This is a genomic window from Streptococcus sp. FSL R7-0248 (genome assembly GCF_037967965.1).
In the GTDB taxonomy this organism is placed as follows: Bacteria; Bacillota; Bacilli; order Lactobacillales; family Streptococcaceae; genus Streptococcus.
In genome coordinates, this window is record NZ_CP150201.1 from 954,542 (window position 1) to 969,860 (window position 15,319).

The following is a 15,319-nucleotide window of genomic DNA, read 5'->3' on the forward strand; positions in this document are numbered from 1 at the left end:
AAGCTAGGAACTTTTGATAAGTTTCTAGCTTTTTTTGCGAATAAATTGGTGATGGTTCATATTATGACGTTATGATACTGATAGTTTCATCGTTTTAAAATGAATTAGCAGAAATTGTAAGTAGAGAAGGAAATTAAGATGCAATTAGGATTTCATTTTGGATTTAAGAAAAGTAAAGCTTATGGATTGTGCGGTGTCATGCTGACAATCTTATTTTTAGGAATGTCTGGTCATTCGGCGAAAGCAGATGAAATGTTGTCTCCAACTGATACTTCTTCATCTTTGAAAGAAAGTACGGATAATCATGCGGCAAGCTACTCTGAAGTAGGAGTACACGATGATTCAACGAGTCAAATGAATCTACAAAGAGAAGAGGTATTAGAGGAGAAGCAAACAAGTCTGGAAGATTCTTCAAAAATAACTGTCTTAACAAATAGTTCTGTGACCACAAGCTCTTATCAAGAGGCAGATGATCTTAGCGAAATTGACCAGAATCAACGTCATTTTCTTAGTGCCATTAAGCAAGGAGCCATGGATGGAGCCAAGGAAGGAATCCTTCCATCTATCACGGCAGCGCAAGCTATTCTAGAAAGTGGTTGGGGAAGCTCTGAACTTGCTAAGGTTCCCAACAATAATCTTTTTGGCATTAAAGATTCAGAGGACTGGCATGGAGAAATAGTAACTGTACCTACACAGGAATATCTTAATGGTGACTATATCACAGTCAATGCTGCTTTTCGAAAATATGCCTCATGGAATGATAGCGTAGTAGACCATGCAAAATTTTTCACGAGTACCGAGTGGCGAAAAGACAATTACCGAAAAGTTGTGAATGAAACAGATTATCGCATTGCGGCTCAAGAACTGAAGAATGCAGGATATGCGACAGATCCAAGTTATCCCGGAAAACTTATCCGTTTGATCGAAGCCTATAAACTTTATGAATGGGATGCAATGTGTAATAATTCCATTTCTACCGTAGAAAATGAAGGAGTAGAGAGTCAATATCCCAAAGCTGACCTTGCTATCACTGGTCTCAACAATGCTACTGGTAGCTATGATCTTGTTATCTCAAACTTGATTGCGCCACGTGGTTTCAAAGAAGTTCTAGTTCCAACCTGGTCAGAAAAGAACGGTCAAGATGATATCATCTGGTACAAGGCAGCCAAGCAAGCTAATGGAGACTATAAGGTAACTGTTCGTTCAAGCAACCATAAGGGAGATAGTGGCCTATATAATTCTCATGTCTATTTGGTTGACAATGATGGTAAATTCATTGGCCTAGGTGGCAAACAAGTGACACTTGATATCACTAAGACTCAAGGAACCTTAACTATTGCCAATAATGATAAAAATCGTGGAACTTTTGACGTTCTTATCACTAATCTGACGAATCCAAGTGGTATTTCAGGTGTCCTTATCCCAGTCTGGTCTGAGCAAAATGGTCAGGATGATCTTGTTTGGCATAATGCCACAAAACAGGATGATGGTTCCTACAAGGTGACTATTTCAGCCAGTCATCACAAGTGGAATTCAGGCAAGTATATTGTTCATGGCTATATTGTTGATTCTTCAGGTAAGAATATTGGTTTTGGCGCAACTTCAGCTGATGTGGTAGCACCTAAGAAAATCGGTTCGGCATCAAGAGGAAACTACGATGTTTTAAATAAGGTTGTCTATCTCGATGCTGGCCATGGTGGCTATGATCCAGGTGCTTCGTACTTTGGTATTTCTGAAAAGAGCTTGACTTTGGCCATCCAAAGCCGTGTGAAAGCTAAACTAGAATCAGAAGGTTATCAAGTTGTGACCACACGTACCAGCGATACCTATGTTGATTTGACGGATCGCTCTCGTGCAGCTAATGCCTCTGAATCAGATATCTTCGTAAGTATCCACATCAATGCTTCAGGCAGTTCAGCAGCACAGGGAATCGAAACTTATTATTACCAACCTTATGCAGAATACCCATCACGCATTAATGCGACCTACCATGCTAATCCGACGCGATTGAGCATGAGTGACACTTTGGCCAATGCCATCCAGTCTAGCCTTATTAACGCAACTGGAGCTCAGAATCAGGGCGTTAAGCGTCGCACCTTTGCGGTCTTGCGAGAAACAACAGCGCCGGCAGTCCTTCTAGAACTAGGTTTCTTGTCAAATCCTCAAGAAGCAGCCCGTTTGAATACCTCTTCTTATCAAGAGACTTTAGCTAACGCAATTGTGGCAGGGATTAAGTCTTACTACGAAAAAGAATCTAAAGTTTAAGTTATACGGTTAACCCATCAATATGATGGGTTTTTATGCTATAATTGAGGTAAATACTAAATACAACTAAAGGAGTGCTTATGGGCTACGATTTACTCTTAGAGCGTTTTTTACGTTACGTTAAAATCAATACACGTAGTGACGAAAATGCGACAAGAACACCAACAACACAAAGCCAGGTAGATTTTGCCTTGAAGGTTCTAAAACCAGAATTAGAAGAACTAGGTTTAAGTAACATCCATTATTTGGAAAGTAATGGTTACCTAGTGGCAACCCTTCCGGCTAACGATGACCAATTAACACGTAAGATTGGTTTCATCTCACATATGGATACTGCTGATTTTAATGCAGAAGGTGTGTCACCTCAAGTCATTGACTCTTATGATGGAGGTATCATACCCCTTGGAAGTTCTGGTTATAACCTAGATCCAGCAGATTTTCCAAATCTCAAGAATTATGTCGGTCAGAAACTTATTACGACAAATGGCACCACTCTTCTTGGAGCTGATGATAAGTCTGGCATTGCAGAAATCATGACAGCCTTAGCTTATTTGAAGGCTCATCCTGAAATCAGACATTGTGAGATTCGTGTAGGCTTTGGTCCTGATGAAGAAATTGGAATTGGCGCAGATAAATTTGATGTCGATGATTTTGATGTTGATTTTGCCTACACAGTTGATGGTGGCCCATTGGGTGAATTACAGTATGAAACCTTCTCTGCTGCGGGAGCAGAAATTACCTTCCATGGACGTAATGTTCACCCTGGAACAGCAAAAGACCAAATGGTTAATGCCTTGCAGTTGGCAATTGATTTTCATAATCAATTACCAGCAGATGAACGCCCTGAGTTGACAGATGGCTATCAAGGTTTCAACCATCTTCAAATCATGACAGGTACTGTTGAAGAAGCAAAAGCATCTTATATCATCCGTGATTTTGAAACAGAGTCTTTTGAAAATCGTAAAGCAGCCTTCCAAAAGATTGCCGATGAAATGAATAAAACTTATGGTCAGACACGAGTTGATTTGGTACTCAAAGATCAATACTATAATATGCGTCAGGTTATTGAAAAAGATATGACGCCTGTTGAGTTGGCTAAAGGAGTTATGGAGGAATTGGATATTACGCCAGTTATTGAACCCATTCGTGGTGGAACAGATGGTTCAAAGATTTCATTTATGGGTATTCCAACTCCAAACCTTTTTGCTGGTGGCGAAAATATGCATGGTCGATATGAGTTTGTTTCCTTGCAGACAATGGAAAAAGCCGTAGATGTTATTCTTGGAATTGTCAGTAAACCTTAATTGAGCTTGCTAAATACTGATTTTATGGTAAAATTAGAAGTAATGGAGGTGCTGAGATGATTAAAATTTTCGGCAAGTATCGTTACCATTGGCAACCCGAATTATCTTGGCTAATCATCTACTGGTCTTTAGCCATCACGCCAATCTTTATTGCGGCGGCCCTTCTGTTCGAGTTGTACTCGGTGCCCTCACATATTTTGATGCTCTTCACTATTTTCGTTGCCTTGTTTGGTTTAGGTTTCCATCGTTACTTTATTATTGAAGATCATGGGATTCTGCGTATTGTTTCTTTCAATATTTTTAAACCACGCAAAGTGAAAATTAGTGATATTGAAAAAGTCGAAGTTATTAAAACTGGCTTGAGCCTTATTTTTAAAAATGGTAAAAAACGTCAGTTTTATATGAGAAAGTGGCCAAAGAAATATTTCTTAGATGCTTTAGCGCTTCACCCTGATTTCAAAGGTGAGGTAGAGCTATTGGATCATATGACTAACTTTGATTACTTTGCCTTTTATGAGGAATCAAAAAAAGCCCTCAAGCTTAAACTTCGCAAATAAGGGCTTTAGTGGGACAAGACTTGACAGCAGTCAAAGTCTCAGGGGTGTTTTCAATAATTTGATTGAGTTGGTCGCTATCTCTGAACCTAACAATACCTTCGTCATCATAATCGAAGACGGGAGAGTAGGTTTGGCACAAACCACAAGCGATACATTTTTCTGGAATTAATGATACTTTCATAGTATTATTTTAAAATAGATTTATTGTTTTTACAAGGAGAATATCATGAGTAAAAAACCATGGGAAGATAAGGTTTCTGACGAAGAGTTGGAAGAAGTAGTTGACGCTGATTTTCTAGATGATGAAGATGAGTTTGAGGATTATGAAGAAGAAGAGGATGTAACTCCTTCTGATGAAAAACGCGAAAAAGGTGGTGGCTTCATTAATTCATCATTCTTGACAGTCTTGCTTGGATTATTCTTTGTTATTGTTGTATGTATTTTGTTCTTTGTTTTCTATACTTCAAATGTCGGTGGAAACAAAACTGCGGAATCTAAGGAATCATCTGGATTCTACTCATCATCAACTAGCAAAGTTGTTAAATCTTCATCTAGCGAGAAAGACTCAAACAAAGATGAGGAAAGTGAGAAATCTAATACAGAAAAATCTTCAAAAGAAAAATCATCAAAAGAGAAATCATCTTCAACTAAAGCATCAAGCTCTTCTAAACATGTAGTAAAAGAAGATGCAACTGAGTCAGCTGAGACAACACCATCAAGCGCTACGGCAGCAGCAGATGGTTCATCAATTGTTGTTCAATCTGGTGAAGGTGCTGGTTCAATCGCCGCACGTGCAGGTATTTCTGTAGATGAATTGGAACGTCTTAACCCTGATCACATGACAAATGGTTACTGGTATGCTAACCCAGGTGACGTCGTTAACGTTCAATAATTTTTAAAGCAAAGGAACATCATGAAAGATATTAGAATTGCTATTGATGGTCCTGCGTCAAGTGGAAAAAGTACAGTAGCCAAGATTATTGCAAAAGATCTTGGCTATACTTATCTTGACACAGGTGCCATGTACCGATCTGCAACTTATTTGGCCTTGCAGAATGGTTTAACTGAGGAAAATGTACCAGAAATTTTGGAGCAACTATCTCAATATCCGATTTCATTCGGAAAAGCAGCAGATGGTAGTCAGCAAGTTTATGTAGGTGATGTCGATATTACACACCCAATTCGTGATAACCAAGTTACAAATAATGTTTCTTGGGTCGCAGCTATTCCTGAAGTGCGTCAAGAACTCGTTGAGCAACAACAACGTATCGCTCAAGATGGGGCTATTATCATGGATGGTCGTGATATCGGGACCGTGGTTTTGCCTGATGCAGAACTCAAGATTTTCTTGATTGCTTCAGTTGATGAACGTGCGGAACGTCGTTATAAGGAAAATATCGAAAAAGGTATCCCTGCTGACCTTGAGACTCTAAAAAAAGAAATTGCTGAACGTGACTATAAAGATAGTCATCGTAAGGTGTCACCTCTTAAACCAGCGGAAGATGCCATCACTTTTGATACTACAGGTGTGTCTATTGATGGTGTTGTGGAATTTATTCAAGAAAAAGCAAAAAAAATTATTGACAAAGGATGACTCACTTGTTATACTATTAACAATGAGAAAAGCAGAAGTGAGAACTTCTCGCCTTGCGACTTAGGTTGTCTGGCCCAACATGTCAAATCCCTCTAGGGATATTATGTGTGCGGGCTTGTATATCAAGTCCGCTTTGTTTTTCTCTAAAAAAATAAAGAGGTGAAGATCATAGCTAAGAAAGATCTATTCATTAACGATGAAATTCGCGTTCGCGAAGTTCGTCTTGTTGGTCTTGATGGTGAACAATTGGGAATTAAACCATTGTCAGAAGCACAAGCTATTGCAGATGATGCAAATGTTGACTTGGTTCTCATCCAACCACAAGCTACGCCACCTGTTGCGAAGATTATGGACTACGGTAAGTTCAAATTTGAGTATCAAAAGAAACAAAAAGAACAACGTAAGAAACAAAGCGTTGTTACCGTTAAAGAAGTTCGTTTGAGTCCAGTTATTGATAAAGGTGACTTTGAAACTAAACTTCGTAATGGCCGTAAATTCCTTGAAAAAGGAAACAAGGTTAAAGTTTCTATCCGATTTAAAGGTCGTATGATTACTCACAAAGAAATCGGAGCTAAGGTCTTGGCGGAATTTGCTGAAAAAACGCAAGATATTGCGATTATTGAGCAAAGAGCGAAGATGGATGGACGTCAAATGTTCATGCAACTTGCACCAATTCCTGACAAAAAATAATTGTCAAACTAACACTATTTTAAGAGGAGAATTTTAAAATGCCAAAACAAAAAACACACCGCGCATCAGCTAAACGTTTCAAACGTACAGGTTCAGGTGGATTGAAACGCTTCCGTGCCTTCACATCTCACCGTTTCCACGGTAAAACTAAAAAACAACGTCGTCACCTTCGTAAAGCGTCAATGGTACATTCAGGTGACTTTAAACGTATCAAATCAATGCTTTCACAAATGCGTTAATTCGCTACAAGCATTACAAATTAACTAAACTAGAATTAATTCGGAGGAATATATAAATGGCTCGTGTTAAAGGTGGCGTTGTATCACGCAAACGTCGTAAACGTGTATTGAAACTTGCTAAAGGTTACTATGGTGCAAAACACATCTTGTTCCGTACTGCAAAAGAACAAGTAATGAACTCTTACTACTATGCATACCGTGACCGTCGTCAAAAGAAACGTGATTTCCGTAAACTTTGGATCACACGTATCAATGCGGCAGCTCGTTTGAATGGTTTGTCATACTCACAATTGATGCACGGTTTGAAATTGGCTGAAATCGAAGTTAACCGTAAAATGCTTGCTGATTTGGCAGTTAACGATGCAGCAGCTTTCACAGCTCTTGCAGATGCAGCTAAAGCAAAACTTGGTAAATAAGAATTAAGGTGGGTCTTACCCATCTTTTTTTGTGGAGGTAATTATGATTCGTTTAGCAAAATCTGAAGATATTCCAAGATTACAGGAGTTATTGGAGCAGATTCTTATTGTTCATCATCAAGCGCGCCCTGATGTTTTTAAGTCAAAAGGCAGTAAATTTACAGATGCAGAGTTAGAAGCAGTAATTAATGACTCAAAAAAACCTGTGTTTGTGTACGAGGATGACGAAGGGCGTATCTTGGGCCATCTTTTCTTAATGATTAAAGAAGAAACTGAAAATGATGGTCCACAAAAGGCTGTTAAGACTCTTTTTATTGATGATTTATGTGTTGATAAGGAAGCTCGAGGTCAAAAATTAGGAGAAAAGCTTTACCAATTTGCCTTGGACTATGCTAAGGAGCTAGGTTGTTATAATCTGACACTTCACGTATGGAATGATAATGCAGGTGCTCTACGTTTTTACGAACGTTTGGGTATGAAACCTAGATATACAGAAATGGAAACTATCCTAAAATAATACGTTTTCATGAGAGAAATTTAACTTACGAGGAGAAAAAATTTTTGATATGCTGAAAGAGAACTTTTAGAAATGGAGAATTTTAATGCCTCGTAATTTTAAAGAAGCTTTGCTTTTTACGTTTTTGATGTGTGGAATGATGGTCTGTGGGATGAGTCTCTGGAATCTTCTCATCCTTGATTGGACTGGAGTAGTTCCCTTTGCTTGGGGTCACTTTTTCCAAGGTTATCTTCCTGGATTTGTGGTTGCTTTCTTACTTGATATGCTTTTGGTGGGACCACTAGCCAAAACAATAGCATTTGCAATTTTGCATAAAGTAAAAGCCCATGATAAACGATGGGCAAAGATTTTAGTGATTTCTGGAACCATGGCGCTATTTATGGTAACGTTTATGTCATTCTATGGATTAGTTTACAACAGTCAGTCGGTGACGCTATTATCCTATGGTCGTGCTTGGTTGACAAATGTTATCATGGCTTTACCACTTAATTTTCTAGTGGTTGGTCCAATCTCACGTTTTATCTTGGGAAAACTACAAAAACCATTGCCTGGTGAAGAAGTCGTTGAGAATTTTGACGACGATGATGAATTACCAACGATAATATAAAAAAACTGGAGTTTCTTTCCAGCTTTTTTTATATCAAAAGCAGCCACGGATGTGACTGCTTAATGATGATTAGTTTTTCTTCTTCATTTCACCATGTGGGTAGTAAGTTCCCTCTGGCATATCATTAATGAAAACATGAATGGCTTCTTTAGGTGCTTTGGCAACACGTGATACAACCTCGGTAACTTCGCGAGCAAGTTCGATTTTTTGTTCTTCAGTACGACCTTCAAAGAGATCAATCTTTACAAATGGCATAATGCATCTCCTTAGTTTTGATAGTCCTATTATAGCATTAATGAAGAGAATATTCTAAAGTTTATGGAAATTCTTGAAATGATATTATCGAGATGCTACAATGTGCTGACTCCTAATAGGAGGGCCTAAAGTATAAAGAGCTAGATAGTCAAGAGTTTTACCTCTTAGCTGATATAAATGCTATTACTTTAGATTCGAGTGTTCCTGATTTAGGAATTTTTCACATTCTATTGAAGATGGTATGAAGTCTTTTGACATTCGGTAAGGGATTGCATTTTTTATTGGCTTTGTTTATAAGGGATGAAAACTCTTACTAAAAATGGTAAAATAGTGCTAACTAGAGACAGTAAGGAGTAAATTATGACAATTGATTTTCGTGCCGAGGTTGATAAGCGCAAAGATGCCTTGATGGAGGACCTTTTTGGTCTTTTGCGTATTAACTCAGAACGTGATGACAGTAAGGTTGATGATAAGCACCCATTTGGTCCTGGACCAGTAAAAGCTTTGGAACATTTTCTTGCTTTAGCTGAACGTGATGGTTATAAAACTCGTAATATTGATAATTATGCTGGTGACTTTGAATTTGGTCAAGGTGATGAAGTATTGGGTATCTTTGCACACTTGGATGTGGTTCCAGCTGGAAGTGGTTGGGATACAGATCCTTATGAACCTGTAATCAAAGATGGCAAACTTTATGCTCGTGGGTCATCAGATGATAAAGGCCCAACAATGGCTTGTTACTATGCCTTGAAAATTATTAAAGAACTCGATCTTCCAGTATCTAAGAGTGTGCGCTTTATTGTTGGTACTGATGAAGAATCTGGTTGGGGCGATATGGATTATTACTTCGCTCATAATGGGTTGAAAGATCCTGATTTTGGTTTTTCACCTGATGCAGAATTTCCAATTATCAATGGTGAAAAGGGTAATATTACAGCTTATCTCCATTTTGAAGGTCAAAATGATGGAAAATTTAGCCTTGTGTCTTTTAATGGTGGTTTGCGTGAAAATATGGTTCCTGAATCTGCAAGTGCAGATTTCACTGGACCTATCACTTTGAAAGAACTCGAGGCCAAATTAAAAGACTTTGTTGCTGACCAAAAGGTGACTGGTCAAGTGATTGAAGAAGCAGGTATTTTTCATGTGACTATTCATGGGAAATCAGCTCATGGTATGATGCCTCAAAATGGTATTAATGGAGCAACCTACTTAGCCCTCTTCCTTAGCCAATTTGATTTCCAAGGTAATGCTAAAACGTATTTGGATTTAATTGCTGAAACACTTCATAAGGATTTCTTCGCTGAAAAGACAGGTCTTGTCTATACAGATCCTAAGATGGGTGAATTGACCATGAATGCTGGTGTATTTAACTTCGCTAAGGAATCTGAAGATAATACAATTGCTTTGAATTTCCGCTACCCTCAAGGGGTTGATACGGACGCTATTAAGGCTGGTCTTGAAAAACTTGAAGGTCCTAAGGCAGTTAGTCTCTCAGAACATGGTCATGTGCCACACTATGTACCAGTTGATGATCCTATGGTAGAGACTCTTCTTTCAGTCTATGAGAAACAAACAGGACTTAAAGGTCATGAACAAATTATTGGTGGTGGGACATTTGGACGTCTCCTAAAACGTGGAGTTGCCTATGGAGCTATGTTCCCAGGTTATGTCAACACTATGCACCAAGCCAATGAGTTTACTGAGGTTGAAGACTTGTACCGTGCAGCTGCCATTTATGCAGAAGCTATCTATGAGTTAATCAAATAAAAAAGAAAGACAGTTTTGTCTCTTTTTTGAGGAGGAAAATATGGAAACACTTGATGAATTAACACAAGCAATCATGTCCGATGAACAAAATATAACTTTTACGGAACAAGGTATAAAACCCTTGTTTTCCATTCCAAAAACGGCTCGGATTAATATCGTGGGACAAGCTCCTGGTATTCGTGCCCAAGAGTCAGGGCTTTATTGGAATGATCCCAGTGGAGATAATCTCAGAGATTGGATGGGAGTTTCACGTGAAGAATTCTATGAATCTGGTATGTTTGCTATTGTACCAGTGGATTTTTATTTCCCAGGTCATGGTAAATCAGGTGATTTACCTCCTCGCAAAGGATTTGCAGATAAGTGGCATGAGAAAGTTCTTGCTTTAGCTCCTGATATCCAATTGACGATTTTAGTAGGTAATTATGCACAGCATTACTATTTACATCAAAAATCGTCAGCAAAATTAACAGATACAGTTAAGCATTACAAAGATTATCTTCCAGAGTTTTTCCCTCTCGTTCATCCTTCTCCTCGAAATAATATTTGGCAAGCAAAAAATCCATGGTTTATGGAAGAAGTAGTTCCAGATTTGAAGGCCTTGGTCAAAAAAATCTTAAGTCGATGATGTCTGATATCTGTACTTGGATTGTCATTTGGTATTGTTTCAAATCAATGAAGCAACTATCAGAACATACCCAAATATTGTAAAGATTTTAGCCCTTTGGGGCTTTTTTTGATGGTTTAATAAATTATTCGGGAAAAATAATTAATAAAAATCCAATATTAGACTTATCTATGGCCACTTAATTCTAATTTTCAGAAGAAGTAACATATAAAATTAAGCTATCTATCCTTTTAAATTAAATAATCGATTAAATAATACTTATAACTTGAAAATGAGTGTAAATTTTTGAGAAAATTAAGATAATTCTATTGACAGAAAATTTAAAAGTGTTAGACTTTAGGTGTTAAGAAAATATAGAAGGAAATTTGTGATATGGGAAGAAAAGATTCACAACGTTTTTCAATCAGAAAGTATAGCTTTGGGGCTGCTTCTGTTCTTTTGGGTACAACCATTCTTGCGATGGGTGCAACTGGTGTACATGCAGATGAGGTTTCAACTTCAGCTACTACTGATACACCACTTAGTGCTTCTGTGCTAACAGATTCTACTGCCGATCCGGCAACAACTGTTGACCATTCAGAGAAGCAAGTTGTTTATGTCAAAGAAGAAGGAAATACCACTGTAACAACAAGTGTTGTAACAACTGATAGTCTTGAGGATGCTAAAGCTTCTGCGGTAAAAGAAGGGGTAGAAGTTGAAGAAACTGCACCTCAAACGCATACATCCCTAGAGGGGGCTATTGCTAACAATCAAGCTCAATCAAAAGAGATTAATACAGTTGTTTATGATTATCAGAAAGCAAAAGAAGACCACAAAAAAGATGTAGCTGAGTATGAAAAAGCTAAGGCTGAGTACGATGCTAAAGTGGCTGAAAAAGCAGCAGCTGATAAAGCAAACGCTGCTTCTAAAGCACAGTATGATACTGATCAAGCTGCTTATGAAAAAGGATTAGCTAAATATCAAGCTGATAAAAAAGCCTATGACGCAGCATTGGATGAGTATAATACTCAAAAATTGACTTATGATTCTAAAGTAGCAGAAAAAGCAGCTGCTGATGCAGCTAATGCTAAGTCAGAAGCCGATTACAAGGTACAGTTGGCTGTTTATGAAACTGCTAAAAAGAACTATGAAGCTGCTATGGCTCAGTATACCAAAGACAAGGCAAAATATGATGCCGAGAAGGAAGCTTATGATGCTAAAGTAGCTGAAAAAGTTCGTACAGAAATTGAAAACAAGGCTGCTCAAGAGCAGTATGAGAAAGATTTAGCTACTTATAATGCCGCTTACGAAAAATATCAAACCGATTTGGCTGCCTACAAGAGTGCTAAAGCAGCCTATGATGCTAAAGTAGCAGAAAAAGTAGCCGCTGATGCAGCTAATGCAAAAGCTAAATCTAAGTATGATGCAGAAATGGTCACATACAACTCAGCTTTGTCTGAATATAAGGCAAATAAGGCTCTGTATGATGCAGCTCTAGCTGAATACAACACAAAAAAAGCAGCCTATGATGTGAAAGTAGCTGAGAAAACACAAGCAGAAGTTACAGATAAGGCTGCTCAAAAACAATATGAAAAAGATCTTGCTACTTACAATACTGCTTACGAAAAATATCAAACTGATTTAGCAGCTTATAATACAGCTAAAGCAGCCTACGATGCCAAAGTAGCAGAAAAAGCAGCTGCTGATAAGGTCAATGCAGATGCAAAAGCTAAGTACGATGCGGAAATGGCTGTTTACAATACAGCTAAAGCGCAATATGACAAAGATTTACAAGAATATCAAGCTAAGAAAACGCAATACGACCAAGATAAAGCAGCCTATGATAAACTTGTTGCTATTAAAGCAGAAGAAGATGCTGCTAAAGCTAAGTACGAAGTTGAGCTTGCCAAATACAATGTAGATTTAGAGCAATACGGCAAAGATTTTGCTACCTACCAAACAAAACTTGCTGAATATCAAACAGCTTTGGCACAGTACAAAGATGCTAAAGCAGCCTATGATAAGTACATGAATGATAATGGTTTCCAAGATCTAAAAGATGTAGAAACTGTTCAAGATTTGACCTTCCAACGTGAAGGTGGAGCCATTCATACCATCAATGGCATCAGCGCTTATCTCACTCGTGATGCTCAAGCTCGTTTGAATACTAGCAATGTCCATCAGTATGATTCCAATAAATTGGAAGCCTCAGATATTGTAGCAACTAGTCCTTGGGCCAATAATGAAACTGAGTATATTCAAGTTAAGGAAGGCGACAAATTTGTTGTTACTTATGATAACTTGAATCAGTCAAGCATGCGTGAAAATACGGATATGCATCCGATCAAGCGCGTGATTTATCGCTATGAAATTTTGAGTCTTCCATCAAATGACGGTAAAGGAATTGCAGCCGTTAGCTCAGACCCAACTGTAACACTAACAGTCGGTGCTTCAACAGACCAAAATAAACCCGTTAAAGTTGCTGTAGATGTTGAATTCTATGATGGTAATGGCAATAAGTTTGATTTGACACAACACAATGCGATTGTTGCTTTGAACTCTCTTAACCACTGGACAGGTGCTTCTTATGTAGATAGTGGGGATAAACCTCGTGCCCTTACAGTAGAAGCCAAGGATAAAGATGGTAAGACTGTTCGTGGAACTTGGGATCCGTATGCAGATGGTTCATCAATGAGCATTGAAAACAATGCGGTTGTTGTTAAAAATGGAACAGCTGACTTTGGTACTGCTGATGTCACTATCTCTGCTGAAAATCCAATCAAGATTGTGGCGCAAAAAGCAACGTGGAATGGTAGTGAATTTACAGTTAGTGAAGAAACTGTGATTGATGCAACTGCAGTCAATGCTTCAGGTGCTGGGAACGGTCACTCTATTGGAACAGATGAGTTCACTTTAGATGGTAAAGATGATGTTATCGGTTCTTATACAATTGATCCAACTTCAGGACGTATCATCTTTACTCCTAAGAAGAAATTTGAAAATGTAGAGCACCAAGAATCTGTAAATATTGGAAACAATAAATACATTCCAATTCCAAATTCAAGTGTTTCTTATGACTCTGCTACAAAAGAGGTAACATCATTTAAAGATAACCAATACATTGAACATGGGTCTATCTTTAATGGTGAATCTTCAACGACTCTTGAAGGTTGGGATAATCCATCTTCTCCATACCTCTATTATGGTGGAGCAGGCTTGAAGATGGCTGATGGTCACTTGGTATTTACGGCCAATGGAGCTAATGCTGCTGGTCAACCAACAGTATATTGGTTTGCGATTAACTCAAATGTTGGTATTCCAAAAAATCCAGGTGAAGCGCCAAAAGAGCCAACAGCTCCTGAAGAACCTAAGGCTCCAACACCACCAACGATTACATTGGAAGTTCTTCCAGCGGTACCAACAGAACCTACTCCGCCAACAGCCCCTTCGGCACCAACAGAACCTAACTATACAGTTGTTACAGTTGATGCTGAGGAGCCAACAGCTCCAACAGAGCCTAAGGCTCCAACGCCACCAACTCCGACAGTTGTTGAAGTTCCAGCGGAACCAAGCAAACCAGAAGAACCTAAAGCACCAACACCACCGACAGGACCTAACTACACTGTGGTTACAGTTGATGCTGAGGAACCTAAGGCTCCAACTGAGCCAAAAGCTCCAACGCCACCAACTCCAGCTTTAGTTGAAGTGCCAGTAGAGCCACGTAAGATTACGGCTCCAGTAGAACCTAAGGCTCCGACTCCACCTACACCAGTAGTTGTAGAGGTACCTGGTGAGCCAACAAAACCAACGCCACCAACAGAGCCAACAGCTCCAACACCACCAACTATGGTCACAGTTAATGTTCCTAATAAACCTGTTTCACCTAAAGAACTTGTAGCTCCTAAGGTAAAATGGCATAAAAATTATCTTGTTGAGCGCGTAACACGTCCAGTACCAACGACGCCACCAACTCCTCAAAAACCAAAAACTCCTGGAACACCTACAGGACCAAGCGTTACACCAACTTCTTCTGTAGTTGCTAAGCAAGAAACAGAAAGAACTAATAGCGCCGTATTGCCAGAAACAGGTGACTCTAACCAAAAATTAGCATCTGTAACAGGTTTAGGTTTCCTTTCAATGGCACTTACAGGTCTATGGTCAGCTCGCAAACGTAAACATTAATAAGATAAAATAAAAGATTAGGTTGTTTTGTTATGCAAGACAGTCTAGTCTTTTTTAGTTACTTATTGATAGATGTTTGCCTTTTAAAATAAGTTTGAATGTTAAAACTAATAGGGGAAACGAGAGGACATGATTTATGTGAAAGAGCTATCCAAAAGCTAAATATCACAATGAAAAATAAAATGAAAGCTTATAGTTGATTGTTTTTCATAATCTTTTCAATAAAAAAACATTAAAGTGAATCATCCTGGATATTATAAAATTAAACCTTCTATTTACAACGAAAACACTATTTATTATAGGGTTTTATCTATCAAATACT

The 15,319-nt window shown here is 38.4% G+C and carries 15 protein-coding genes and 1 other annotated feature; of the genes, 13 read left to right on the forward strand and 2 right to left on the reverse strand.

Translation table 11 applies throughout. The features are described from left to right. Positions 1-138: 138 nt before the first annotated feature. From NYE32_RS04670 to NYE32_RS04680, 3 genes are all read left to right on the forward strand, one after another. Complete coding sequence (locus NYE32_RS04670) at positions 139-2,265, forward strand: GBS Bsp-like repeat-containing protein (protein WP_156685391.1); 2,127 nt, start codon at positions 139-141, stop codon at positions 2,263-2,265. 80 nt (positions 2,266-2,345) lie between these two features. Continuing rightward, on the forward strand, positions 2,346-3,569 hold the full coding sequence (pepT, locus tag NYE32_RS04675; protein WP_155198514.1) for a peptidase T: 1,224 nt from the start codon (positions 2,346-2,348) through the stop codon (positions 3,567-3,569). A gap of 56 nt (positions 3,570-3,625) precedes the next feature. Beyond that, positions 3,626-4,126 (forward strand): EbsA family protein, encoded by a 501-nt coding sequence (locus NYE32_RS04680; protein ID WP_002890860.1) that lies wholly within the window; start codon positions 3,626-3,628, stop codon positions 4,124-4,126. Here the strand turns inward: NYE32_RS04680 and NYE32_RS04685 are convergent. Then, entirely contained in the window at positions 4,110-4,307 is a 198-nt protein-coding gene (locus NYE32_RS04685) for a ferredoxin (protein ID WP_002890861.1), read from the reverse strand. The genes NYE32_RS04680 and NYE32_RS04685 overlap by 17 nt on opposite strands. A 45-nt stretch (positions 4,308-4,352) precedes the next feature. On the opposite strand from NYE32_RS04685, the gene NYE32_RS04690 reads away from it, so the two are divergent. The 7 genes from NYE32_RS04690 (at position 4,353) to NYE32_RS04720 (ending at position 8,189) form a co-directional block, all read left to right on the forward strand. Continuing rightward, a complete protein-coding gene (locus NYE32_RS04690) occupies positions 4,353-5,018 on the forward strand; it encodes an SAG1386/EF1546 family surface-associated protein (protein ID WP_060972259.1) in 666 nt (221 codons plus the stop codon). 21 nt (positions 5,019-5,039) lie between these two features. Continuing rightward, positions 5,040-5,720 (forward strand): (d)CMP kinase, encoded by a 681-nt coding sequence (gene cmk, locus NYE32_RS04695; RefSeq protein WP_156685390.1) that lies wholly within the window; start codon positions 5,040-5,042, stop codon positions 5,718-5,720. Between the two features lie 23 nt (positions 5,721-5,743). Next, positions 5,744-5,866 (forward strand) — a sequence feature (ribosomal protein L20 leader region). Positions 5,867-5,879: 13 nt separating this feature from the next. Then, on the forward strand, positions 5,880-6,410 hold the full coding sequence (infC, locus tag NYE32_RS04700; protein ID WP_002885108.1) for a translation initiation factor IF-3: 531 nt from the start codon (positions 5,880-5,882) through the stop codon (positions 6,408-6,410). A gap of 38 nt (positions 6,411-6,448) precedes the next feature. Further along, on the forward strand, positions 6,449-6,649 hold the full coding sequence (gene rpmI / locus NYE32_RS04705; RefSeq protein WP_002885093.1) for a 50S ribosomal protein L35: 201 nt from the start codon (positions 6,449-6,451) through the stop codon (positions 6,647-6,649). 56 nt (positions 6,650-6,705) lie between these two features. Then, the gene (gene rplT / locus NYE32_RS04710; RefSeq protein WP_002885090.1) at positions 6,706-7,065 is read left to right on the forward strand and encodes a 50S ribosomal protein L20; all 360 of its coding nucleotides are present in this window, start codon (positions 6,706-6,708) and stop codon (positions 7,063-7,065) included. Between the two features lie 43 nt (positions 7,066-7,108). Continuing rightward, positions 7,109-7,582: a GNAT family N-acetyltransferase gene (locus NYE32_RS04715; RefSeq protein WP_156685389.1), complete on the forward strand. Its 474-nt coding sequence runs from the start codon at positions 7,109-7,111 to the stop codon at positions 7,580-7,582. A gap of 85 nt (positions 7,583-7,667) precedes the next feature. Then, positions 7,668-8,189, forward strand: coding sequence for a hypothetical protein (locus NYE32_RS04720; RefSeq protein WP_002890867.1), 522 nt, complete (start codon positions 7,668-7,670; stop codon positions 8,187-8,189). Between the two features lie 69 nt (positions 8,190-8,258). On the opposite strand, the gene NYE32_RS04725 is transcribed toward NYE32_RS04720, so the two are convergent. Continuing rightward, positions 8,259-8,444 (reverse strand): 4-oxalocrotonate tautomerase, encoded by a 186-nt coding sequence (locus tag NYE32_RS04725; RefSeq protein WP_002885057.1) that lies wholly within the window; start codon positions 8,442-8,444, stop codon positions 8,259-8,261. Between the two features lie 360 nt (positions 8,445-8,804). On the opposite strand from NYE32_RS04725, the gene pepV reads away from it, so the two are divergent. The 3 genes from pepV to NYE32_RS04740 all read left to right on the forward strand — a co-directional run bounded on the left by pepV (position 8,805) and on the right by NYE32_RS04740 (position 14,997). Next, positions 8,805-10,211: a dipeptidase PepV gene (gene pepV, locus NYE32_RS04730; RefSeq protein ID WP_129852208.1), complete on the forward strand. Its 1,407-nt coding sequence runs from the start codon at positions 8,805-8,807 to the stop codon at positions 10,209-10,211. 40 nt (positions 10,212-10,251) lie between these two features. Continuing rightward, positions 10,252-10,836: a uracil-DNA glycosylase family protein gene (locus NYE32_RS04735; RefSeq protein ID WP_129852209.1), complete on the forward strand. Its 585-nt coding sequence runs from the start codon at positions 10,252-10,254 to the stop codon at positions 10,834-10,836. 372 nt (positions 10,837-11,208) lie between these two features. Beyond that, positions 11,209-14,997, forward strand: a complete 3,789-nt coding sequence (locus NYE32_RS04740) for a GbpC/Spa domain-containing protein (RefSeq protein WP_156685388.1) — start codon at positions 11,209-11,211, stop codon at positions 14,995-14,997. Positions 14,998-15,319: the final 322 nt, after the last annotated feature.

Bases quoted from the DNA above. Each gene is read 5' to 3' on its own strand.
- NYE32_RS04670 (WP_156685391.1), top strand. From the start codon at position 139: ATGCAATTAGGATTTCATTTTGGATTTAAGAAAAGTAAAGCTTATGGA.
- pepT (WP_155198514.1), top strand. From the start codon at position 2,346: ATGGGCTACGATTTACTCTTAGAGCGTTTTTTACGTTACGTTAAAATC.
- NYE32_RS04680 (WP_002890860.1), top strand. From the start codon at position 3,626: ATGATTAAAATTTTCGGCAAGTATCGTTACCATTGGCAACCCGAATTA.
- NYE32_RS04685 (WP_002890861.1), bottom strand. From the start codon at position 4,307: ATGAAAGTATCATTAATTCCAGAAAAATGTATCGCTTGTGGTTTGTGC.
- NYE32_RS04690 (WP_060972259.1), top strand. From the start codon at position 4,353: ATGAGTAAAAAACCATGGGAAGATAAGGTTTCTGACGAAGAGTTGGAA.
- cmk (WP_156685390.1), top strand. From the start codon at position 5,040: ATGAAAGATATTAGAATTGCTATTGATGGTCCTGCGTCAAGTGGAAAA.
- rpmI (WP_002885093.1), top strand. From the start codon at position 6,449: ATGCCAAAACAAAAAACACACCGCGCATCAGCTAAACGTTTCAAACGT.
- rplT (WP_002885090.1), top strand. From the start codon at position 6,706: ATGGCTCGTGTTAAAGGTGGCGTTGTATCACGCAAACGTCGTAAACGT.
- NYE32_RS04715 (WP_156685389.1), top strand. From the start codon at position 7,109: ATGATTCGTTTAGCAAAATCTGAAGATATTCCAAGATTACAGGAGTTA.
- NYE32_RS04720 (WP_002890867.1), top strand. From the start codon at position 7,668: ATGCCTCGTAATTTTAAAGAAGCTTTGCTTTTTACGTTTTTGATGTGT.
- NYE32_RS04725 (WP_002885057.1), bottom strand. From the start codon at position 8,444: ATGCCATTTGTAAAGATTGATCTCTTTGAAGGTCGTACTGAAGAACAA.
- pepV (WP_129852208.1), top strand. From the start codon at position 8,805: ATGACAATTGATTTTCGTGCCGAGGTTGATAAGCGCAAAGATGCCTTG.
- NYE32_RS04735 (WP_129852209.1), top strand. From the start codon at position 10,252: ATGGAAACACTTGATGAATTAACACAAGCAATCATGTCCGATGAACAA.
- NYE32_RS04740 (WP_156685388.1), top strand. From the start codon at position 11,209: ATGGGAAGAAAAGATTCACAACGTTTTTCAATCAGAAAGTATAGCTTT.